The organism is Brochothrix thermosphacta DSM 20171 = FSL F6-1036 (assembly GCF_036884295.1).
GTDB classification, from domain to species: Bacteria; Bacillota; Bacilli; order Lactobacillales; family Listeriaceae; genus Brochothrix; species Brochothrix thermosphacta.
In genome coordinates this window covers 1,699,386-1,721,516 of the sequence record NZ_CP145608.1, presented here as the reverse complement: position 1 = coordinate 1,721,516, position 22,131 = coordinate 1,699,386, and the positions used below count along the sequence as shown (strand labels likewise).

23 protein-coding genes are annotated in these 22,131 nt (G+C 38.2%); 15 read left to right on the top strand and 8 right to left on the bottom strand.

What is annotated here, in order from left to right; all coding sequences use genetic code 11:
* Positions 1 to 44 precede the first annotated feature (44 nt).
* Entirely contained in the window at positions 45 to 275 is a 231-nt protein-coding gene (locus tag V6S17_RS08690) for a hypothetical protein (RefSeq protein WP_029092259.1), read from the top strand.
* A 40-nt stretch (positions 276 to 315) separates the two neighbouring features.
* On the opposite strand, the gene V6S17_RS08685 is transcribed toward V6S17_RS08690, so the two are convergent.
* Positions 316 to 1,587 carry a hydroxymethylglutaryl-CoA reductase, degradative gene (locus V6S17_RS08685; protein ID WP_036027609.1) on the bottom strand — a complete coding sequence of 424 codons (1,272 nt, stop codon included), beginning with the start codon at positions 1,585 to 1,587 and terminating at the stop codon, positions 316 to 318.
* Positions 1,588 to 1,610: 23 nt separating this feature from the next.
* A complete protein-coding gene (locus V6S17_RS08680; protein WP_029092257.1) occupies positions 1,611 to 2,777 on the bottom strand; it encodes a thiolase family protein in 1,167 nt (388 codons plus the stop codon).
* 235 nt (positions 2,778 to 3,012) lie between these two features.
* On the opposite strand from V6S17_RS08680, the gene V6S17_RS08675 reads away from it, so the two are divergent.
* Positions 3,013 to 4,179: a hydroxymethylglutaryl-CoA synthase gene (locus V6S17_RS08675; protein ID WP_029092256.1), complete on the top strand. Its 1,167-nt coding sequence runs from the start codon at positions 3,013 to 3,015 to the stop codon at positions 4,177 to 4,179.
* 56 nt (positions 4,180 to 4,235) lie between these two features.
* Here V6S17_RS08675 and V6S17_RS08670 read toward each other — a convergent pair whose 3' ends face one another.
* Positions 4,236 to 4,619 carry a thiol-disulfide oxidoreductase DCC family protein gene (locus V6S17_RS08670; protein WP_029092255.1) on the bottom strand — a complete coding sequence of 128 codons (384 nt, stop codon included), beginning with the start codon at positions 4,617 to 4,619 and terminating at the stop codon, positions 4,236 to 4,238.
* Positions 4,620 to 4,689: 70 nt separating this feature from the next.
* Positions 4,690 to 5,856, bottom strand: a complete 1,167-nt coding sequence (locus tag V6S17_RS08665; protein ID WP_029092254.1) for a pyridoxal phosphate-dependent aminotransferase — start codon at positions 5,854 to 5,856, stop codon at positions 4,690 to 4,692.
* Positions 5,857 to 5,977: 121 nt separating this feature from the next.
* Between V6S17_RS08665 and V6S17_RS08660 the strand changes: the two genes are divergently transcribed.
* On the top strand, positions 5,978 to 6,766 hold the full coding sequence (locus V6S17_RS08660; protein WP_029092253.1) for a carbon-nitrogen family hydrolase: 789 nt from the start codon (positions 5,978 to 5,980) through the stop codon (positions 6,764 to 6,766).
* A 103-nt stretch (positions 6,767 to 6,869) separates the two neighbouring features.
* The gene (locus V6S17_RS08655) at positions 6,870 to 8,501 is read left to right on the top strand and encodes an NAD-dependent malic enzyme (protein ID WP_036027608.1); all 1,632 of its coding nucleotides are present in this window, start codon (positions 6,870 to 6,872) and stop codon (positions 8,499 to 8,501) included.
* Between the two features lie 219 nt (positions 8,502 to 8,720).
* Here V6S17_RS08655 and V6S17_RS08650 read toward each other — a convergent pair whose 3' ends face one another.
* Positions 8,721 to 9,101 carry a rhodanese-like domain-containing protein gene (locus V6S17_RS08650; protein WP_227001961.1) on the bottom strand — a complete coding sequence of 127 codons (381 nt, stop codon included), beginning with the start codon at positions 9,099 to 9,101 and terminating at the stop codon, positions 8,721 to 8,723.
* 95 nt (positions 9,102 to 9,196) lie between these two features.
* Positions 9,197 to 10,174: a DUF1385 domain-containing protein gene (locus tag V6S17_RS08645; RefSeq protein WP_051536006.1), complete on the bottom strand. Its 978-nt coding sequence runs from the start codon at positions 10,172 to 10,174 to the stop codon at positions 9,197 to 9,199.
* Between the two features lie 178 nt (positions 10,175 to 10,352).
* Here V6S17_RS08645 and V6S17_RS08640 point away from each other — a divergent pair, with 178 nt between their 5' ends.
* The 6 genes from V6S17_RS08640 (at position 10,353) to folD (ending at position 15,353) form a co-directional block, all read left to right on the top strand.
* Positions 10,353 to 11,414: a M24 family metallopeptidase gene (locus V6S17_RS08640; protein ID WP_036027606.1), complete on the top strand. Its 1,062-nt coding sequence runs from the start codon at positions 10,353 to 10,355 to the stop codon at positions 11,412 to 11,414.
* A gap of 357 nt (positions 11,415 to 11,771) precedes the next feature.
* A complete protein-coding gene (gene accB / locus V6S17_RS08635) occupies positions 11,772 to 12,236 on the top strand; it encodes an acetyl-CoA carboxylase biotin carboxyl carrier protein (protein ID WP_029092250.1) in 465 nt (154 codons plus the stop codon).
* A gap of 14 nt (positions 12,237 to 12,250) precedes the next feature.
* Complete coding sequence (gene accC, locus V6S17_RS08630) at positions 12,251 to 13,609, top strand: acetyl-CoA carboxylase biotin carboxylase subunit (RefSeq protein ID WP_029092249.1); 1,359 nt, start codon at positions 12,251 to 12,253, stop codon at positions 13,607 to 13,609.
* A gap of 20 nt (positions 13,610 to 13,629) precedes the next feature.
* Complete coding sequence (locus tag V6S17_RS08625; RefSeq protein ID WP_029092248.1) at positions 13,630 to 14,004, top strand: Asp23/Gls24 family envelope stress response protein; 375 nt, start codon at positions 13,630 to 13,632, stop codon at positions 14,002 to 14,004.
* Between the two features lie 39 nt (positions 14,005 to 14,043).
* Positions 14,044 to 14,427, top strand: a complete 384-nt coding sequence (gene nusB, locus V6S17_RS08620; RefSeq protein ID WP_029092247.1) for a transcription antitermination factor NusB — start codon at positions 14,044 to 14,046, stop codon at positions 14,425 to 14,427.
* A gap of 74 nt (positions 14,428 to 14,501) precedes the next feature.
* Entirely contained in the window at positions 14,502 to 15,353 is an 852-nt protein-coding gene (gene folD / locus V6S17_RS08615) for a bifunctional methylenetetrahydrofolate dehydrogenase/methenyltetrahydrofolate cyclohydrolase FolD (protein ID WP_029092246.1), read from the top strand.
* Positions 15,354 to 15,419: 66 nt separating this feature from the next.
* On the opposite strand, the gene V6S17_RS08610 is transcribed toward folD, so the two are convergent.
* Positions 15,420 to 16,247: an NAD(P)H-hydrate dehydratase gene (locus V6S17_RS08610; RefSeq protein ID WP_029092245.1), complete on the bottom strand. Its 828-nt coding sequence runs from the start codon at positions 16,245 to 16,247 to the stop codon at positions 15,420 to 15,422.
* Positions 16,248 to 16,418: 171 nt separating this feature from the next.
* Between V6S17_RS08610 and pepV the strand changes: the two genes are divergently transcribed.
* From pepV to trmB, 4 genes are all read left to right on the top strand, one after another.
* Positions 16,419 to 17,825, top strand: coding sequence for a dipeptidase PepV (pepV, locus tag V6S17_RS08605; protein WP_029092244.1), 1,407 nt, complete (start codon positions 16,419 to 16,421; stop codon positions 17,823 to 17,825).
* Between the two features lie 27 nt (positions 17,826 to 17,852).
* Entirely contained in the window at positions 17,853 to 18,704 is an 852-nt protein-coding gene (gene dat / locus V6S17_RS08600) for a D-amino-acid transaminase (RefSeq protein WP_029092243.1), read from the top strand.
* Between the two features lie 477 nt (positions 18,705 to 19,181).
* The gene (locus tag V6S17_RS08595; RefSeq protein WP_029092242.1) at positions 19,182 to 19,976 is read left to right on the top strand and encodes a phosphotransferase family protein; all 795 of its coding nucleotides are present in this window, start codon (positions 19,182 to 19,184) and stop codon (positions 19,974 to 19,976) included.
* Positions 19,977 to 19,978: 2 nt separating this feature from the next.
* Positions 19,979 to 20,617, top strand: a complete 639-nt coding sequence (gene trmB, locus V6S17_RS08590; protein ID WP_029092241.1) for a tRNA (guanosine(46)-N7)-methyltransferase TrmB — start codon at positions 19,979 to 19,981, stop codon at positions 20,615 to 20,617.
* 58 nt (positions 20,618 to 20,675) lie between these two features.
* On the opposite strand, the gene V6S17_RS08585 is transcribed toward trmB, so the two are convergent.
* Complete coding sequence (locus tag V6S17_RS08585) at positions 20,676 to 20,987, bottom strand: hypothetical protein (RefSeq protein ID WP_106786833.1); 312 nt, start codon at positions 20,985 to 20,987, stop codon at positions 20,676 to 20,678.
* Positions 20,988 to 21,184: 197 nt separating this feature from the next.
* Here V6S17_RS08585 and V6S17_RS08580 point away from each other — a divergent pair, with 197 nt between their 5' ends.
* Entirely contained in the window at positions 21,185 to 22,111 is a 927-nt protein-coding gene (locus V6S17_RS08580; RefSeq protein WP_029092240.1) for a CvfB family protein, read from the top strand.
* Positions 22,112 to 22,131 lie beyond the last annotated feature (20 nt).

Genomic DNA, 22,131 nt, shown 5'->3' with positions numbered 1-22,131 from the left:
ATTATGAAGGATAAAATAACAGATATTCATAGAAGAGGTGCACGATGACAAAATTAAAAGGCTTTTTAGCCGTGACCTACTTACTGTTATTTTCTCTTTTTCTAATAGATGTGGTGCACGATGGCTTTGGACTTAATTATCCTGTGGGATGGTTGATTCTATTTCTTATTATTACCATTGTAGTATGTGTAGGAGAATTACGTATGCGACATTTTGAGTGGGGAGTCATCAGTTTTAGCGCCAGTTTATTAGTAATTGTTAGTTTTTATTTGTAAGAGCACAAAAAATCACGTCCCTTTCTGGGGACGTGATTTTTTAGTTTTGGCGAAGTTGTGCAATAATCGTATGCGCATTTTCTAAATTTAATTGTTTATTTTCTAATAATGCAGCAACAACTAATGGTAATTCACTTTCAGTAGCACCAGCAGAAAGGGCTAACGATTTAACTTGTAAGGACATATGCCCTTTTTGAATCCCTTCAGACACCAACGCTTTTAAAGCCGCTAAATTTTGAGCAAGCCCGACTGATACAATCACACGCGCCAGTTTATTAGCTGTTGAGATACCTAAAATTTGTTGTGTTAATTGTGCCAAGGGCAAGACACTGATTGCACCGCCAACTGAACCAACGGGTAACGGTAGAGTGAGTTGTCCCACTAAATCGCCATTTTCTGCAACCTTCCAGTCTGATAAGCCACGGTAACGTCCATCTCTCACAGCAAAGGCATGAGCTCCCGCTTCAATTGCACGTGTGTCATTCCCGCTAGCCAGCACGACAGCGTCAACACCATTCATAATGCCTTTGTTATGCGTTGCTGCACGGTAAGGGTCGAGGTGCGCATACCGAGTAGCTTCTGCAATGCGTTTTGCCAACCATTCTCCTTCAAAACGAGTGGTTGTTAAAGTGTGTGGCTCAATACGGCAAGTTGCAGTAACCAAAGAGGTGTCTGCAAAATTACTCAGTATTTGCATTAAAACAGCGCTGTCCAACCATTCTTTAAGCGGTGTAGCCGTCGCTTCGAGGATAGTGTTCATCATATTGGCGCCCATTGCCTCTTGAACGTCAACTACAAGGTGTACCGTGAAATAAGCGGGTTGATGATCATCATCCGTAATGATGCGTGTCTCTATGCGACGGAGGCCACCTCCACGTTTTACAAGTGATGGCTGAGCAGTATTGGCAATCTCGATGAGTGCCGCTTCTTTTTCTTGAACTAATAAGATAGCCGCTTCGTAATCGGATACATCAGTGAAAATGAGTTGTCCAATCATGGCACGTTCTTGAATAGTTGTTGTAAAACCGCCATTGGCTTGCACGATTTTTGCAGCATTACTACTTGCTGCAATGACAGAAGGTTCTTCAGTTACCATTGGAACAACATAAGATGTTTCATCGATAAGAAAGTTGAAAGCAAGTCCTAGTGGTAACGGAAATTGTCCAATTTGATTTTCAATCATACTGTCTGCAACCTCAGGGGCAATAATAGCCGCAGCTTTAAGTTGCTCAATTTGTGTTGCTGTAAGGCGTTGTTCTGCTATTAATGTCGCGTGACGTTCAGCGAGTGACTGTTGATAAAATTTTGCCATAGTATTCACCTCGTTTTTGTCATTTAATCGCGTGTAACGAGAAGGGCAAGGCCGATACCGCCACCAACACAAAGACCAGCAATACCTGTGTGTGTATTTGTTTGTTCAAGATTGGTAATCAATGTTGTCAAAATACGTGCGCCAGAAGCACCAATTGGATGGCCTAAAGCGATTGCACCACCATTGATATTTATTTTATTAGCAGGAATTTTCAAATCTGTAACAACGGCTAATGATTGTGCTGCAAAAGCTTCATTTAATTCAAATAAATCAATTTTTTCAATTGAAAGGTCAGCTTTTTCTAATAAGGCATTCACTGCATAAAAGGGCGCGTATCCCATCATTGCAGGATCCATGCCAATTTCAGCAGAGGCTTTAATCGTTGCAAGGTAAGGAATGTTTTGTGCAATCGCTGTTTCTTTATCCATTAATACGAGTGCTGAAGCACCGTCATTAATCGTTGAAGAGTTACCGGCTGTCACTGAGCCCTCACGTTTGAAGACAGTCTTCAAGGTACTCAATTTTTCTAAAGTTGTTTGTGGTCGAATGGATTCATCACGTGTGACAACCGTTCCATCTGCCAAGGTAACAGGTGATATTTCTTTATCAAAAAGGCCTTCTTGCTGTGCCTTTGCTGCTTTTTGTTGTGATTCGTAAGCAAATAAATCTTGCTGCTCACGTGTAATATGATGGTGATCTGCTGCATTTTCAGCAGTGATGCCCATCGCATAATGGCCAAACGCATCTGTTAAACCATCAAAAAACATACTATCAGTTAATTTTTCAGGTGCAAAAGCCTCTTTGTCATAACGATTGAGCAATAAGGGTGCTCGCGTCATATTTTCAGTACCGCCAACAACAACAGTTGTTGCTTCGCCTAATTGAATCGCTTGTCGACCAAGAATGACAGCTTTGAGCCCAGAACCACATACTTCATTAACCGTCATCGCAGGTGCAGAATGAGGGATGCCGGCGTGTATTGCGGCTTGTCGTGCAGGATTTTGACCAAGTCCGGCTTGTAAAACGTTGCCGAATATAACTTGATCAACACTCTCAGGAGAAATGTTTGCGCGTTGTAATGCCGTTTTGATTACATTTGAACCAAGTTCAACAGCAGAAACGTCTTTAAACATACCGCCAAATTTTCCAATAGGTGAACGAGCAGTGCTAACAATAACAATATCTTTCATGGGAAGTCTCCTTTTGTAATACGTAGTAATTGCCCTGTTATTATAGCATTTTAAAACAATAATACGAAAGAAAAGGGTGTATTTTACGTTACCGCTTACAAAATTTGTGACATTTAGAGAGAATAATAAAGAATATTCAGGAAAAACGCTCAAATCAGTTGTTTTTAAGTCGAATTTTTAATAGACTAAGGACATACTCACAAACAAAAAATAAACTAAGAAAAAGGTGTCCACAATGAAAATAGGTATTGATAAAATGAGTTTTTACACGCCAGCCTTTTATGTCGATATGGTCGAATTAGCGGAAGCGCGTGAAATTGATCCCAACAAGTTTACAATTGGTATTGGGCAAGATCAAATGGGCTTCGCCCCATTAAGCCAAGATGCAGTAACAATGGGAGCAAATGCAGCGCTTAACCTATTAACACCAGAAGATATCGCGGCGATTGATTTGGTCATTTTTGCCTCAGAGTCAGGCATCGATCACTCGAAAGCAGGGGCAGTGTATATTCATCGTTTGTTAGGTTTACCTAAACATGCGCGTGCAATTGAATTTAAAGAGGCATGTTATGCAGCGACAGCAGGATTAAGTTATGCGCAAAATCACGTCGCAGCGCATCCTGATAAAAAAGCATTGGTGATCGGATCAGATATTGCGCGTTATGGCTTATCAACACCAGGTGAACCAACGCAAGGCGCAGGGGCAGTAGCGATGTTAGTCACTGCTAATCCACGTTGTTTAGCATTTAATAATGACAATGTTTACATGACAGAAGATATTATGGATTTTTGGCGTCCTCTTTATTCTGAAACAGCTGTTGTTCAAGGCAAATATTCGACTGAACAGTATGTTCATTTCTTTGAGGAAATGTGGGCAACTTACACCGAAAAAACAGGATTATCTCTTGCTGATTTTGAAGCATTATGTTTCCATTTACCTTATACAAAAATGGGCAAAAAAGCATTGGATACGATCATAACTACCGTTGATGAAGAAAAACAAGCGGAACTGTTAAACTATTATCAATTAAGCACAAAATACAGTCGACAAATTGGTAATATTTATACGGGCTCACTTTATCTTGGATTAATGTCTCTCCTTGAACATCAAACGACGTTAACAGAAGGTTCACGTTTAGGCTTGTTCAGTTATGGATCAGGAGCTGTTGCAGAATTTTTCAGTGCGACACTCGTTGAAGGTTTCGCTAATCAATTATATACAGCGGCGCATACTGAACAACTGGCACAACGTAAACGCTTAAGTATTCCAGAATATGAGGAACTATTTAAAGCGACTTTACCGACAGATGGTTCTGACTACAGTATCGATGAAAAATTAGATCAAGCACCCATTAAGTTAGTGGGTATGAAAGAACATATGCGTTTGTATACTGCTAAATAAACATAAGTAAAACCGTCTCTTATCCGCACAATTGTGTTGGAAAAGAGACGGTTTTTTTATTTAATACGATGTCGCCACTCTAAAGGAACCAGTGGACAAACGAGAGGTAATGTCTTTTTTTTACGATGTTTCGCAATCAATCGATAAAGCTTATCACGTCTACCTTTGGGAATAAGATAACCTAATGGCGCCAATCGACCGATGAACGGTAGCTGTCTTAATGTTTCGATAATAGCCGTTGATTCATAGTAGACAGAAGTATCGCTAAACAGAATAACGCTATCAATGGTTACATCAACAGGCTGTTTTTTTATACGTTCTTTAAAATAGTCGGAATCGATAGAAGTAAGTTGAAACATTTCTTTGCGATCAAGCCGTAACAAGACACGGATAAACGAATGGCAGAGTAGACACTCGCCATCAAATGCGAGTAATGGCATGTTAATCAACCCCTTTTTAATCCACTACTTACACTCATTAAAACGCAAAAAAGCAATAAACTCAAATAATTTAATCGAATAAATGTAAGGCTGCAATTCGTGTCAGTGCTTCAGCGATACGTTTTTCATCAATTAATAAACTCACGCGAATATAACCTTCGCCATATGTACCAAAACCACTACCATCGGCTACTGCAACATCTGCTTCATTAAGTAATAGCGCTGTGAAGTCAGTGCTTGTATAGCCGTTTGGAACCGGTAACCAAGCAAAAAAAGAACCCTGAGGAGCCGCAACCTCCCAACCGATAGCTTGGCAACCACTTATTAAAGCATTGCGGCGTTTTTCATAACGTGCGACTAAATCCGTCACATTTTGCTGATCACCCAATAAAGCTTCGATTGCTGCTTCTTGAATAGCAGGAAAGAGACTGACAAATAAATGATCTTGTACAAGGTTGATTGCTTCGATTGCAGTGGCATTTCCAACTGCAAACCCAACACGCCAACCAGCCATATTATATGTTTTAGATAAGGTATAAAGTTCTATCCCGACCTCTTTAGCGCCAGGTGTTTCGAGAAAACTAGGAGGTTTTACGCCATCAAACCCAATCGCGCCATAGGCAAAATCATGAAGTACGCCAATCGTGTGTTTTTTCGCTAAAGCAACTGTTTCAGCAAAAAATGCCGGTGTTGCGATTGCGCCAGTCGGATTGTTAGGATAATTTAAGTAAAGCCACTCCGCACGTTTTTTATCAGCTTCAATAAGTCTTGTGTAATCGGGTAAAAAGTCATTTTTTTCTTCTAGAGGCATTGAAATGATTTCTGTGTCAAATAAAGCTGGTCCACTAAGGTAGTCAGGATAACCAGGGTCAGGTAAAAGCATGGCATCGCCAGGATCCATTAAACAAAGTGGCAATTCAACTAAACCTGTTTTACTACCGAATATAATTGCGACTTCTGATGTTGGATCTAGTGTTACATTATATTCACGCTGGTAAAATGTTGCGACAGCAGCTTTGAATGTATCCAGGCCAGTAAAAGGACCGTAACCATGATTTTTAGGTAAAGCGGCACTTTCCTGTAATTTTGCTACGATATGGGGAGGCGTTGGTTGGTCAGGATTTCCTTGACCGAGATTAATAATATCGCGACCTTCAGCTTTCGCTAAGTTGACATTACGAACAAGCGTTGCAAAAAATTGCGGTGGAAGTTTTTTCATACGTTGGGATAATTTCATTAAGGTCACCTTTCTCTCACTGTAATGAGTTCTATTTTACAGCTATCGGAATTTTCTGTCTATAGCATAATCGGAAAATGCGTTATAATAAAAGAATGAACAAATCGAGGGGGAAAAACGGATGGAAATAACGTGTATACAGATGTCAGTTGCTTTTGGAGACCCAAAGACCAATTTTAAAAACGTTGCTACAAAAATAAAAACTGCGGCTCAAACTGGAACTGATGTGATAATATTACCTGAAATGTGGAACACTGGTTATGCCTTAACAGAATTAGCAACAATTGCCGATGAAAAGGGTAAAGAAACCCAATACTTATTGTCGAAACTCGCAGAACAGTTAAAAGTGAATATTATTGGTGGTTCAGTTGCAGTAAAAGAAGAGGGGGAATTTTACAATCGAACGTACGTGTATGATCGCACAGGCAAATTATTGAGCCAGTACGATAAGGTACATTTGTTTGGTTTGATGGCTGAAGATAAGTATCTAACCGCTGGTAGAATGGAACATCTTTTTGAACTGGATGGCATTAAGCAAAGCAGCGCTATTTGTTACGATTTACGCTTCAGTGAGTGGCAAAGACATCATGCGTTAAAAGGAGCGCACGTATTGTATGTGCCCGCACAATGGCCAGAGCCTCGACTGCATCATTGGCGTACCTTGTTACAAGCCCGCGCAATTGAAAACCAATGTTTTGTAGTTGGTATCAATGTTTGTGGTAACAATCCAGAAAATATTTTTGCTGGACATTCTTTAATAGTTAACCCTTGGGGAGAGATTATTGCAGAAGCAGATGCCGAAGAACGTTTCTTAAGTGCAAACTTAGATTTAGAGCAGGTAGCAGAAGCTCGGGGACGTATTCCTATTTTTGCAGATCGTCGTCCTGAATTATATCAGCTAGAAAAGTAAGTATAGAAGACTCGTTCTTCAAGCTTCGTTCGTTTTGAGGTATAATATAGTTGTAATAGAAGCGGAGCCTTAGCTAACCGTATTCGACTAAAGGAGATGACTTATGGACGCGTTAACTCGATTAAACAATGCCATGACCAATAAAGGAACAGCTTTTACAAAAGCAGAACGTGAAACATACGGTTTGGAAGGTTTATTGCCACCAGCCATTCAAACAATTGAGCAACAAAGTGAACAGGCCTATCAACAATTTTTAGCGAAAGCGGATGCGATGAGTCAACACCTCTTTTTAATGGGGTTATATGATACAAACCGTGTGTTGTTTTATCATTTAATTGGCGCACATGTCACGGAAATGTTACCTGTTATTTACACGCCTACGATTGGCGATGCTGTCATTCGATACAATGAAGATTACACATCACCAAAGGATGCGTTATTTTTATCAATCAACGATTCAACGTCCGTAATTCAACGAATTGTAAAACAGCGTGCCTCTGAAAACCCTCATATAAAAATGATTGTCATTACCGATGGTGAAGGCGTACTTGGAATTGGAGACTGGGGAATTAATGGTGTGAATATTGCCATTGGTAAACTAGCTGTCTATACAGTGGCAGCAAAAGTGAACCCTGCTGAAGTATTACCTGTCGTATTGGATGTTGGGACAAACAACGAGGCATTAATTAATGACCCGTTTTATCTGGGTAATCGTCATGAGCGAGTGCGTGGCGAACGTTTTGATACGTTTATTGAAACAATTGTGCAAACAATGACAACAAATTATCCGAATGTATTGTTGCACTGGGAAGATTTTGGTCGTGAAAATGCAGCACGTATCTTAGAAAAATATCGCAACGATTATTTAACATTTAATGACGATATACAAGGCACAGGAATTATGGTTGTAGCAGCCGCTGTGTCTGCCTCAAAAGCAGCAAACATCAAACTACCATCACAACGCATTCTCATTTTTGGTGGTGGAACAGCAGGGATTGGTGTCGCAACACAACTCTTAGATGAAATGTCACGCCAAAGTGGGCAAGATGAAGCCGTGATTAAACAGCAACTCTTTATTTATGATCGTTTTGGCCTTGTGACAACTGAGCATGAGGATTTAACAGACGGGCAAAAACAGTTTGCACATGAACGTTCAGAATTAGGTGACCTTGATACGACAGATTTAGTCGCAGTTATTAAACAACTTAAACCCACCATGTTAATTGGTGCATCAGGTGTTACAGGTGCCTTTACAGAAGATGTTGTCAGAGCAATGGCTGAGGTATCAGAACAACCCGCCATTATTCCGTTATCAAACCCAACCCGCTTATCTGAAGCTAAACCAGAAGACATTATCAAGTGGACTAATGGACAAGCCCTCGTAGTGACAGGCAGTCCGTTTGCACCTGTTGACTACAAAGGTGTGACTTACACAATTGGACAAGCTAACAATGCGTTATTGTACCCAGGGTTAGGATTAGGAGCTGTCGTTTGTCAGGCAGAACGAATTACAATGGGAATGCTTAGTGCTGCAGCGAATGCCGTAGCTAATTTAGTTGATACGAGTGTTGTAGGTGCACCGCTATTGCCGAAAGTAGCTGATTTACAACACGCATCGTTAGCAGTAGCAACAGCTGTTGTGAAGCAAGCCGTCTCAGAGAAACTCAATACCATCACAATTACTGATGCTGAAACAGCAGTACGTGAGAAGATGTGGGAAGCAACCTATCATTAAGAATATCGAATAAACATAACCCCCGTTCTTGTGTATCATGCAAGAGTGGGGGCATTTTTCATCTCAGGAGAGATAAAATAGCTATCTTAGTGAGTACGAAGATGAAATGAATTGGAAAAAAGATGTCTCACTTTTATTATGAGTAGATGTAAAAAACAAAAAAAGACTATTCCCATTTGATGGAAATAGTCTTTTTAAATAAATAAAGTGATAACTGCCTTATTTTGCTTTTGTTTTACCTTTCCACCCTTGATAACCACCTTTAAGTTGGTAGATATCTTTTGCACCTTTTTTCGCCATTTTGATAGCGAAACGGTTGCTACGAGCAGAACCTTGGCAATAAATGTAGATTGGTAAATCTGTACGAAGTTCATTAGAACGTTGACGGAATTGTGAAAAAGGAATGTTACGAGCACCTAGAATATGTCCTGCGTCAAATTCACGTTGTTCACGAACATCAATTAATTGAGCTTTACGATACCCTTGTTTGAATTCATCTTCTGTTAAGCGCGTAACAATACGTCGTGCGCGAACAACAAAATAGAGTTGGTAAAGAACAATAGCGGCAATAACCACCAATAGTGTAATCAAGAATTTCAATAGTGACACCTCTTCTTAGTTAATTCAATACCTCTTAATTATAGCGATAGTTGTGTTGTTAATAAAGAGATATTTCTGTTTATTTTTAAATTATACTAATTACTGACAATCTTTCCTGCTAATAAAGGATCCGCTTTCACGAAACGAGCATCTGTTTCCAATAAAGATGGCGTATGTTCGATTTCTTGTAGTGCTTTGAAAGAAGCAATTGCAACTTCAACTTGTTTATCTGTGGGTTCTTTTGTCGTTAGAAGCTGTAACCATAAACCTGGATACCCCAAGTACTTTAAAACAGGAATATTACGACATTTATTTGTTGCCTGCAATACTTCGAAAGAAATTCCCATAACAACTGGAATTAAAAGAATACGAGATAATATCCGTAACCAAAATGGATCGGTTGGGAAGAAGAAATAAACAAACATGCCAATGATCACTGTAAATAAAATAAAACTTGAACCACAGCGATAATGTAGACGCGTTGCTTTTTGGACATTAGCAACCGTGAGTTCTTGTCCACTTTCATAACAATTAATGACCTTGTGTTCTGATCCATGATATTGAAAAACTGTTTTTATCAACTTTGTTTGTGAAATTGCTAACAAATAAGTAACCAATAAAATCAGTTTGAAAACACTTTCTAAGACAACTTGTAAGGCATGTCCAGGGAAAATTGGTTGTAGAAGACCTGCTAAAAAAACAGGGATTAAGGTTAAAGCGAATTTAGCGAAGAGGAAGGTGAATACTCCCAATATCGCAATACCAATATAAAGGCTCGTATCAATGATTTTTGAACGTTTCTTTTCTGGTTCTTTTTCCGGTTCTTCTTGTTGTTCCGCTGAATAATTTAAATGTTGTCCACCGATTTTAGTCGATTCTAACAAAGCAATTACTCCACGGATAAGAGGCACTTTTTTTAATTTTTGCGCCCATGGTTTTGATTGTCTTTCTAAATAGTAATAACTCAGACTGTCATCCGCGTGACGAACGGCAGTAACTGTGTGTTTTCCAGTACCAAACATCACACCTTCGATGACAGCCTGGCCCCCATAAACACTCTTAGATTCACTCATGTTTGTGCTTCCTTTCTGTCTGTAAAAGATAACTATTAGTATAGCATAAAAACAGTTAATGCTATAACAAAGTGAAACAGATATCTAATAAAAAAGTAAGTATTGTTAGAATATTCTAACAGGACTAAAATATGGTATACTGAAGCAGTATATATCTAAAGATAAAGGGGATGTTATCATGCAAAGAATAGAGAAAATACGCAAGAAAATGGACGAACAAGGGATTGAATCCGTACTTGTGACAAGTCCTTATAATCTGCGCTATGCGACAGGTTTTACTGGATCAACTGGTATTGCAATTATTACTCAGGAGGCCGCTTACTTTATTACGGATTTCCGCTATACTGAACAGGCGACTGCTGAATGTAGTGAATTTACAGTCGTAGAGCATCATTCGTCAATGTTTGAAGAAGCTAACAAATGTTTACAAACGCATCAATTGAAAACGCTACACTATGAAGCGGATTATGTAACTGTGACATTAAAACAAGAATTAGTGAAATCATTTGGAGTTAATCTTGAACCAGTAAGTGGTCTTTTTGAAGCATTACGTATGGTGAAAGATGCTGCTGAAATAGAAGTCGTTAAACAAGCTATCGCTATTAGTGATAACGCGTTTAGTGCAATTTTAGATTTTATTCGTCCAGGAGTAACTGAACAAGAAGTATCGAATGAGTTATTGTTTAATATGATGAGACAAGGTGCAACAGGTGCATCGTTTGATACAATCGTAGCATCTGGACATCGTTCAGCAATGCCACATGGTGTCGCATCGAATAAAATAATCGAAACAGGTGATTTTGTTACGCTTGATTTTGGTTGTTATTACAATGGGTATGTTTCGGATATGACACGTACAATCGCGGTTGGTGAACCAAGCGATAAGTTACGCGAAATCTATGATGTAACACTTAAAGCAAACTTAGCGGTGATCGATCAAGTTCGTGCTGGTCAAACAGGTATCGAGATTGATAAAATTGCACGTGATGTAATTACAGCAGCAGGATACGGCGAAGCCTTTGGACATTCGTTAGGTCACGGTATTGGACTAGAAATTCATGAAGGACCGAATGCTTCAGCAAAATCACCGCATGTGATAGAAGCGGGGAATATTATTACAGATGAACCAGGTATTTATTTACCGGGAATCGGTGGCGTGCGTATTGAAGATGATATCCTTATCAAAACGGATGGTATTGAGGTCTTAACACATTCACCAAAAGATTTGATTATCTTATAAACATCACTTTTAAATACCAAAATTCAGGCTGTTCTTTATCTAAGTTAAAAGATAAAGGGCAGTTTTTATTTTATAATATGTAAAAATGTGCTAAAATTAATCGATGAATGTACATTTTTAATGGTATATTAGAAGTCATTGAACTTATAGAGAATAAAATGTATGTTTGAGCAATGCTTCTATAAGTTAGGAAGACTGAATGGAAACGTTGAATTGCCAGGGGCCACGTGTGAATTTGGGGTAGAAAAAACCGAGTAAACAAGTAGGAGCAACTTCATTTGACGTTTGTCTTCAGTCTGCAATCATGTCATTATTTTATGTAGTAAACTAAACAACAAAATTAAGGGAGTGCATATAATGTTATCGTTAAAAGAGATTAAAGAAATTATTTCGTTAGTTGATGAGTCGAGCTTAACAGAGTTTAAATTCAAAACAGAGCAAGGGGAATTATCACTTAAAAAAGAAGAACAACTCGTAACAGCTGCCCCAGCTGCAATTGTTCAAGCGCCACAAGTACAACAAACAGCACCAGCAGTGGAAGCGCCAGCAGCACCTGTTGCTACACAACCACAAGAAACAGCTGGAACTGCAATTAAATCACCAATGGTAGGAACATTCTACAGCGCTTCAAGCCCAGATGTACCTGATTTTGTAAAAGTTGGCGATCGTGTATCAAAAGGCCAAGTTGTTTGTATAATTGAAGCAATGAAATTATTTAATGAAATCAAATCAGATGTTAGTGGTGAAGTTGTCGAAATTCTTGCTGAGAGTGGTCAGCTTGTAGAATTTGATCAACCGTTATTTAAAATTAAAGAAGATTAAAGGGGACGAAAAAAATGATTAAGCGTATTTTAATTGCTAACCGTGGAGAAATCGCTGTTCGTATTATTCGTGCCTGTAAAGAATTAGGTATTGAAAGTGTAGCGATTTATTCAACTGCTGATCAAGATGCATTGCATGTACAATTAGCAGATGAAGCATACTGTGTTGGTCCAGCACCATCTACAGAAAGTTACTTAAACACAAGCAACATTGTCAGCGTTGCAAAACTTACTGATTGTGATGCGATTCACCCAGGCTATGGTTTCTTATCTGAGAACCCTGATTTTGCTGAAATTTGTCGCGAGTGTAAACTGATCTTTATCGGTCCCTCACCAGAAGCTATTTCACAAATGGGTACTAAAGATGAAGCGCGTGAAACAATGCGTGCAGCTGGTGTGCCAGTCGTTCCAGGTTCTGTGGGAATTGTTGAAAGTATCGAGAACGCATGCGAAGTTGCTGAAGGTATTGGCTACCCAGTTATCATCAAAGCAACTGCAGGTGGTGGCGGTAAAGGTATTCGTGTTGCACGCGATGAGAAAGAGCTTATCGAAGGCGTAACAATTACACAAAAAGAAGCAGCCGCTGCTTTTGGTAACCCAGGTGTTTACCTTGAAAAATTCATTGAAGATTTCCGTCATGTAGAAATTCAAGTAATGGCAGATAACTTTGGGAATGCAGTTTATGTTGGTGAACGTGATTGTACAGTTCAACGCCGTATGCAAAAATTAATTGAAGAATGTCCATCGCCAGCCTTGAATGATGATTTACGTGCTGAAATGGGTGACGCTGCTGTTAAAGCTGCCCAAGCTGTAAATTATTCAGGTGCAGGAACAATCGAATTTATTTTTGATTATCATCAAAACAAGTTTTACTTCATGGAAATGAACACGCGTATCCAAGTAGAGCATCCAGTTACTGAAATGGTTTATGGCATTGATTTGATTAAAGAAATGATTTCAATCGCTAATAATAACCCATTAAGTGTGAAACAAGAAGATTTGAAGAGCAATGGTTGGGCAATCGAATGTCGTATTAATGCAGAAGATCCAACAAACAACTTTATGCCTTCAGCTGGCTTAATTAATTTCTACTTACCACCAGGCGGTTACGGCGTACGTGTCGATTCAGCCGCTTACCCTGGTTACCGTATTCCACCTTACTATGATTCAATGGTTGCTAAGCTCATTGTTCATGGTGATACACGTGAAGAAGCAATTGCGCGTATGAAACGAGCGCTTGCTGAATTCAGTATTGAAGGAGTTAAAACAACCATTCCTTTCCATCAACGTGTGTTGAATCATGAAAAATTTATCGATGCTGATTTTAACACGAAATTTTTAGAAACCTATGATGTAATGAATAATAACGCGTAATAATTCGGGAGGTGATTCAAATGATAGGTACTCAAACACAGCCGAAAGAATTAGGTCAAATTGAAGTGGCACCAGAAGTTCTTGGTGTGATTGCAGGTATTGCTGCTAGTGATGTTGATGGTGTCGTTGAGATGCATGGCACGTTCTACAATGCCCTTGCAGAAAAATTTGGTCGTGTAAATTATACAAAAGGTGTTAAAATAGATATGATAAACGATGCAATCGTTGTTGATGTTTATATTACCGTTGCGTATGGAAAAGCATTGCCACTTGTTGCTGAAAAAGTACAAGAAAATGTTCAATCAACAATATTTACAATGACTAATCTTGATATTAGAGAAGTCAATGTTCATGTAATTGATGTGCAAATTGCCAAGCATGACATCGGTCATTAATCGCAGATGCTGTGCAAATAGAGGAGAAAAGTAGAAGCTATGAAAAGACGTGAAGCACGAGAGAAAGCAGTTCAAATCTTATTCCAATTTAATTTTGATGAGGCTTTAACTGTCGAAGTGGCTGTAAACAATGTAATCTCTGAGCCAGACGAATACCTAATGGGAATCGTCAAAGGGACTTTAGCCAAAGAAGCAGAGCTTGATGAAAAAATTAAAGAACATTTAGTGAAATGGCGTATTGAGCGAATTAACAAAGTAGATCTTGTTATTTTACGTATTGCGACATATGAATTGATGTTCGACAAAGAAACACCTAAGAGTGTTGTAATCAACGAAGCAGTTGATTTATCACGTTTATTTGGTGATGATCAATCACGTAAATTTGTTAACGGTGTTATTTCTAACATCGCTGAAACAATTTAATAAAAAAAGCGTGTGTTAGTGTTTGATAAAGAATGATACGAATACAATTAACCGAATTGAGTGGAGGGCAAACAATGAGTCACATCATCAATGGAAAACAAATTGCAGCAGAAACACAAGTATCAATTACCAAACGCGTTGCAGAATTCAAAGAAAAAACAGGTATTACACCAGGTTTAACAGTTGTTTTAGTAGGTGAGGATCAAGCGTCGCAAGTCTATGTTCGCAATAAGGAAAAGCGCACAGCTGATGCAGGGATGAATTCTGAAGTTATTCGCCTTGATGCAACAGTGACGCAAGCTGATTTACTTGCTGTTGTCGAAAAATTAAATCAGGATGAAACGGTGCACGGTATATTGGTGCAGCTACCGTTACCAACTGGAATTGATTCTGATTTAGTGCTTGACGCGATTGATCCAACTAAAGATGTGGATGGTTTTCACCCGATTAATGTCGGTAATTTATCTATTGGTAAAGAGGCCTTTGTGCCATGTACACCAGCAGGAATCATTCGTTTGATTAAATCTACTGGTGAATCAATTGAAGGTAAAGAAGCTGTCATTGTGGGGCGTAGTAATATTGTTGGGAAACCAGTCGCGCAATTATTATTGCAAGAAAATGCAACAGTGACCATCGCTCATTCACGGACGAAAGATTTACCAAGTGTTACGAAGCGCGCTGATATATTAGTAGTTGCTACGGGCCTTGCTAAATTTATTAAGAAAGAACACATTAAACAAGGTGCCATCGTCATTGATGTTGGAATGGACCGTGATGAAAATAATAAACTTTGTGGTGATGTTGATTTTGATGATTGCCAAGAAGTTGCTGGTTTTATCACACCAGTGCCTGGAGGAGTGGGACCTATGACAATTACAATGTTATTAGAAAATACACTTATTTCAGCTGAACGTTCTGCACAATAATAAACGCTTAATAGGCTACTTGCTCTCTTTTAATAGAGGGCAAGCAGCCTATTTTTTTGAAGAAAATTAGTTGAGGCTCAAACTTTTGAGATAAAAAGGCAGAGTGTTTATTATTTCAGTAGGTAAAACAACATAACGTTTTTTTGCTAAATCATCAGCAATAGCACTGTGAATAAAGACGCCTGCTAAAGTAGCATCGAGCGGTGAAGCGAGTTGCCCTGAAAGCCCTGCAATGATACCCGCTAAACAATCCCCCATTCCCCCGGTAGCTTGGGCAGGATTACCAACAGTATAACGATAAGCCGTGTTGTCGAAGTAGACACGGGTGCGTGAACTTTTAATGACAAGGATTGGTTCTAAACGTTTTTGATCAGCTAATAAAGTCTCTTCGGTTTCTGCTTTTAAACTCTTTTTGGCCAATCGACGCCATTCGCCTAAATGAGGAGTCATAATCCGTTTTTTAGTATTAATCTGGGGTTCCATCAAACTGTATAAAGTTAGGGCATCCGCATCTAAAATTAATGTTTGATGAGGTTGGATAACGTGACATACTTTTTCAAACACCTTTTTAGCATGATTATCTAGACCTAAACCTGGCCCAATTAATACGGTGTCAGCTTTTTTTACAGCATATAATACCTCAGGTAAATCTGTGAAGTCTAAGGTCATACATTCGGGGAGTCGTGAACGTAACGATGAACGAACATTTTGAGCAACTGCTGCAGTAGTTAGACCAGCCCCACTTTTCACACAGGCTTCAGCGGCAATCATCGCCGCACCACCATATCGCTCTGAGCCACCAATAATAAGTATCTGGCCGTAGCTGCCTTTATAGGAATTGGAAAGACGTTCAGGAATAAGGGGTTGAATATTATCTAAGCTAATTGTAGTCATAGGATTATCCTCCTTTTTATAAGTAGTCTCACTACTAGTATAATGCTATTTCCGCTAATTAAAATTGATAAGGGTAGAGATGTTAAAAAAATTAGATTAATCATCTGAAAACGTGTAAAATGGAGGAGTATCAATAATATTGATGAATGTATAAAGAATGGGGAGATAGAAATGACAAACGTTAATTGGAAACACGAGGTAGAGTCTCGACAAGATGCAATGTTGGAAGACTTAAAAGACCTTTTACGTATCCGTAGTGTACGTGACGATGCGAAAGCAGTTGCTGGTGCACCATTCGGCCCTGGTCCAAAAGAAGCTTTGGATTTCATGATGACAATGGGTCAAAAAGATGGTTTTGAAACAAAAGTAGTTGAAGATGTTGCCGGACATATTGAGTTTGGTCAAGGCGAAGAAATCGTGGGTATTCTTGGACACGTTGATGTTGTCCCTGAAGGTGACGGTTGGGATTCTGCACCTTATGAACCAGAAATGCGCGACGGTAAGTTATTTGCACGTGGTGTAAGTGATGATAAAGGTCCAACAATTGCTGCTTATTACGGTATGAAAATTATTAAAGAATTAGGATTACCCGTTTCAAAACGTATTCGTTTATTTATCGGTTCTGATGAAGAAAGCGGTATGAGCTGCCTAAAAACATACTTGGAAAAAGAAGAAATGCCAACAATTGCATTTGCTCCTGATGCAGAATTTCCAATTATTAACACGGAAAAAGGTATTTCATCTGTTGATGTTTCATTTGAAAATAAAGTGCTTGCTGAAAAATGTGAGTTTGAATTAGCTGAATTTATTTCAGGTGAACGTTATAACATGGTAGCTGCAGATGCAAAAGCAACATTAAATAAAGTGGGTGATACAGCTGCAATGGTTGCTTCATTCAATAAATATATTGAAGATAACAATGTTGAAGGTAACATTGTCGCTGAAAACGATACTGTGAAAATCCAAGTAATTGGTAAATCAGCACACGCAATGGAACCACGTAAGGGTGTTAATGCTGGTTTAGCGTTACTCGAATTCCTTTCTGGCTATGACATTGCAGGTTCTGCTAACGATTTTGTTTCGTTTGCAATGAAATACTTGTATGAAGATTCTCGTGCTGAGCACTTTGGTATCGCAGCAGAGGATGAATCAGGGGATCTTACAATGAATGTTGGTTTATTATCATTTAACAAAGATGGTGGTAAATTTGGCCTTAACTTCCGTTACCCTTACACATTTGATATGACCGAAGCTAAAAATACTATCGCTGAAAAAGCATTGGCATTTAATGGGAAAATCACTTTATTTGAAGATGAAAAACCTTCACATGTAGATGGGGATTCATTCTTGGTGAGTACTTTAGCTAAAGTTTATGAAAAACAAACAGGTGCTAAATCAGAATTACTTTCAATTGGTGGCGGAACATATGCCCGTTATTTGAAAGAAGCAGTTGCTTTTGGTGCAGCATTCCCAGGTGCAGCAGATACAATGCACCAAAAAAATGAATATTCAGTTTGGGAAGATTTAGTGAGAGCCTCTGTTATTTATGCAGAAGCAATCTACGAATTAGCAAAATAAAACAATTTAAATTAAGGGGTGAATGCGATGAAAGTATTAGTAAAGGATCAAATTATTAATTCTGCAGATGCAAATGTTAGCATTTCAGATCGTGGGTATCAATTCGGTGATGGCATTTATGAAGTCATTCGTGTCTTAAATGGTAAATTGTTTACTGAAAAAGAGCATATGGATCGTTTTTATTCAAGTGCAGAAAAAATGGATTTAGTAATGCCTTATGATCGTGAAAAATTAACAACATTAATCTATGATTTAATTAAAGCTAATAATGTTGTTGACGGACACGTCTATTTCCAACTAACTCGTGGGGTGCAAGAACCCCGTAATCATGCTTTTCCTGATGATGTAGAAGCTGTTTTAACAGGTCATACAAAAATCTATAAACGTGATTTAGCGATGTTAGAAGAAGGTGTATCAACAGTTACAGCTGATGATGTGCGTTGGTTACGTTGCGACATTAAAACGCTTAACTTAATTGGTAACTGCATGGCAAAAACAAAGGCAGCTAAAGTTGGTGCGGAAGAAGCGATTCTTCACCGTGATGGCCTTGTTACTGAATGTTCAGCTTCTACGCTCTTAATTGTAAAAGATGGCGTTGTTAAAACGCATCCATTAACAAATCTCGTATTACCAGGTATAACACGTATGGTGATTATGGATGCTATTGCTGATGCAAATATCCCTGTAAAAGAAGAAGCCTTTATGCTTGATGAGCTTTTCCAAGCAGATGAAGCAATTCTTGCTAGCACGGGACATGACGCAACACCAATTATTGAGATTGATGGAAAACCTGTCGGTAATGGTAAACGTGGTCTGATTACTGCTGAAATTCAACGTCGTTACGACTTAAGAATTGAGCAAGAATGTGGAAAAGCTTAATACGACAGTTTGAGCCGGAAGACAAATACTAAGGATGCTGTAAAAATAGTATTTTGGCTACGTTGTTAGAATTAAAATATTAATTGTTATTTTCATTCGATTTAAAAGCTTATTACTCTTTATAAGAGTGATAAGCTTTTTTTTGAGAGAATAAAAGTCTATGAAAAAAATGATAACAGTGACAAAGCATTGTTTTAATAAAACGAACGTTTGTTGTCTTGACGAAACCTACGTAACGCTTTAGAATATAGAAGTAGAGTAAATAGAATGGGGAAAACAGCCGCTAATTTCAGATGGTTGGTTGTTTATGTTTGCGAAATAAAAGAAAGATGTTATTTTGTTAAAGAAAAAACATTAAGCTTTTTTTCACAGATTAAAGTATCCAAATAATTGTTTTGGAATACTAGCAGCAATAAACCAACCCTAGCTAAAGTTGAGTGGTTGGTTATTATTAGGTGAAAGGGGGGCACAAAACGGATGACAAATTATTTAGGTCGACAATGGGATGATTTACAGCCAGCAGGTGGTGAATCCGGTCAGGCATATTTTGCAACAAATCATGAAGGAAAGTTTTTCCTAAAGAGAAACTCAACACCATTTTTGGCAGTTTTATCGGCTGAAGGTTTTGTGCCTCGTTTAAAATGGACGCAAAGATTAGAGAATGGTGATGTCATTACTGCTCAAAAATGGGCAAATGGTCATTTATTCACTCACGAGGAAATGACAAGCCCACGTGTGATTGATATGATGCAACGCATTCATACCTCACGCGCACTCAATATTTTATTGAAAAAAATTGATGCGCATGTGATGTATCCCAATGATTGGCTAACGCATGTCAAAACAGATATGGCTGATGTATTGAGCTTACATCCTCAAATTAAGCAAGCGTTACGTTATCTTGAAAGTAACCAAACACTTGTTGCTAGTGCTATGACTGCAGTTGTTTGTCACGGTGATGTTAATCATAACAATTGGCTGCTATCTGATGAAGATGAGCTGTTTCTTGTTGATTGGGACGGGGCTGTTTTATCAGATGTTAGTGTTGATTTAAGCATGTTATTGTATCGATACATACCCAAAGAAAATTGGTCAAAATGGCTCGAAACATATGGAATGAGCATGACGCCATTGTTGCAAGTCAAATTGAAATGGTACATGTTATGCAATGTTATTTTAACGATTAAAACAAAGCATAATAGTGGCCGTTTAAATGAAATGAATAAATGGTTAATCAAATTAGAAAAAGTATTAAATGATGAGGAGTTATAAAAATGCGCTTAAGAAATAAACCGTGGGCTCAAGAAAAACTTGAGTCTCATCCTGAACACGTTATTATGAAACCCGAAGAAATGAAGGGGAAATGGTCTCAACTGTTTGGCAACGACCAACCTATTCATATTGAAATAGGAACTGGTAAAGGTCAATTTATCACAGGTATGGCTGAACTGCATCCAGACATTAACTATCTGGGTATTGAAATCCAAAAGAGTGTCATGATTGATGTATTAGATAAAATTATTGATAAGAAACTAACGAATATAAAATTGTTGCCGACAGATGGTGCCCTTGTTTCCGAGTTTTTTGAAAAAGGTGAAATCGATCAGGTTTACTTGAATTTTTCAGATCCATGGCCTAAAAAACGTCATGAAAAACGTCGTCTGACATCTGCACCTTTTTTAACATCGTATAAAGATGTATTAGAAACAGGTAAAGAAATTCACTTCAAAACAGATAACCGTGGTTTGTTTGAATATTCATTAATCAGTTTTACTAACTTTGGTTTAAGTTTAGAATATTTGAGTCTTGACTTGCATCAATCAGAAATGGAAGGTAATGTCCAAACAGAATATGAACAAAAATTTTCTGCTAAAGGACAACCAATTTATCGCTGTGAAGTTCAATTTAAATAATAAAAAACAGGTTGGAGTAGTCAAAATACGACTACAACAGCCTGTTTTCTTTTTTACGTTAGATAACTTTATAGAGGTCGATTAAAGTGCCTGATTTAGATTCAGCGACAAATTCGTAACGATCTGTAAAAAGATCATCTGCTAGACCGCCGCGATAGACTTCGGTAATAACACCATGATGTTTGAAATTTTCCGGTGTATAAGAAATCCATGAATTTTTAATCGGGTGAGTATTTTTTAATTGTGCTTTCAAAGAATTTAGTACAAGTTCAGGGTCTATTCGCTTACGAGGTTCTATTACGTAATGATAAGCTAAATGTCCCAGTACTAAACCAGTGATAACACCAGGAATAAAATTATTTTGTTTCATTTTGTATGAAACACCTGTCATGAAACAGCTGTTTCTGTCACCTCTTTTCGTAGTTTTAGTGTTACTTTGTATTATACACTAAACTCAAGGGGTGAGCGAAAATTAGTAATGCTCATCATTAGTTTTAGATAGAGTAATGTAATCCGTTTAAAAGTAAGTTATAATAAAGGATGAAAGAGTTGAGAGGGTGACGAGAAATGGAAAATTACGGACAAACAAAATATTTAGGTACAACGCTTAAAGTTGTTGTGAAAAATATGGATGAAAAAAATATATTTGTAGCAGATGGTTACGAGGATGTTTACAAATTACCACGCGAATATCTAAAAGAAGATCAAACAGTTGAACTTGAGGAAGAGTTAGAAGTCTTTATTCTAAATGATCAAGATCAAAGTGTTGTAGCGACAACAATTATTCCAAAGGTACAAATTGGTCGTTATAGCTGGGGTGAAGTTGTAGCTGTTCGTCGTGATTTAGGTGTGTTTGTAAATATTGGTTTACCAAAAGATATTGTTGTATCAATGGATGATATGCCACCACTTAAACAAATATGGCCTAAAAAAGGTGATCGTTTACTGCTGTCATTACGAGTTGATCAAAAAGATCGTTTATGGGGCGTTCTTGCAACAGAAGAAGTTATTAAAACGACAATCAAGAAAGCGGCTCCTGAATTGAAGAACACTGATATTTCAGGAACTATTTATCGCTTAATTCGTTCTGGAAGCTTCTTAATTACTGACGAAGCTTATTTAGCATTTGTGCATGAAACAGAACGTGACATTGAACCGCGTTTAGGCGAATACGTTAATGGACGTGTTGTAGCTGTTCGTCCGGATGGATCTTTAAATATATCATTGCGTAAACGTGCGCATGAAGCATTAGGCGAAGATGCAGGTATGATTGAAGCTTACTTAGTTCGTATGGATGGTGAAATGCCTTATACTGACAAATCATCACCTGATGAAATTAAAGCTAAATTTGGTATTAGTAAAGCGCAATTTAAACGCGCGTTAGGCCAACTAATGAAAGGCCGTAAAATTACGCAAGCTGATGGGTGGACGAAACTTGTTGCACCTGTAAGTGAAACTGAGACAGAGGTTACTACTGAAGACGAAGGTGAATAAATCAGTCCTAAGTCGCAGTG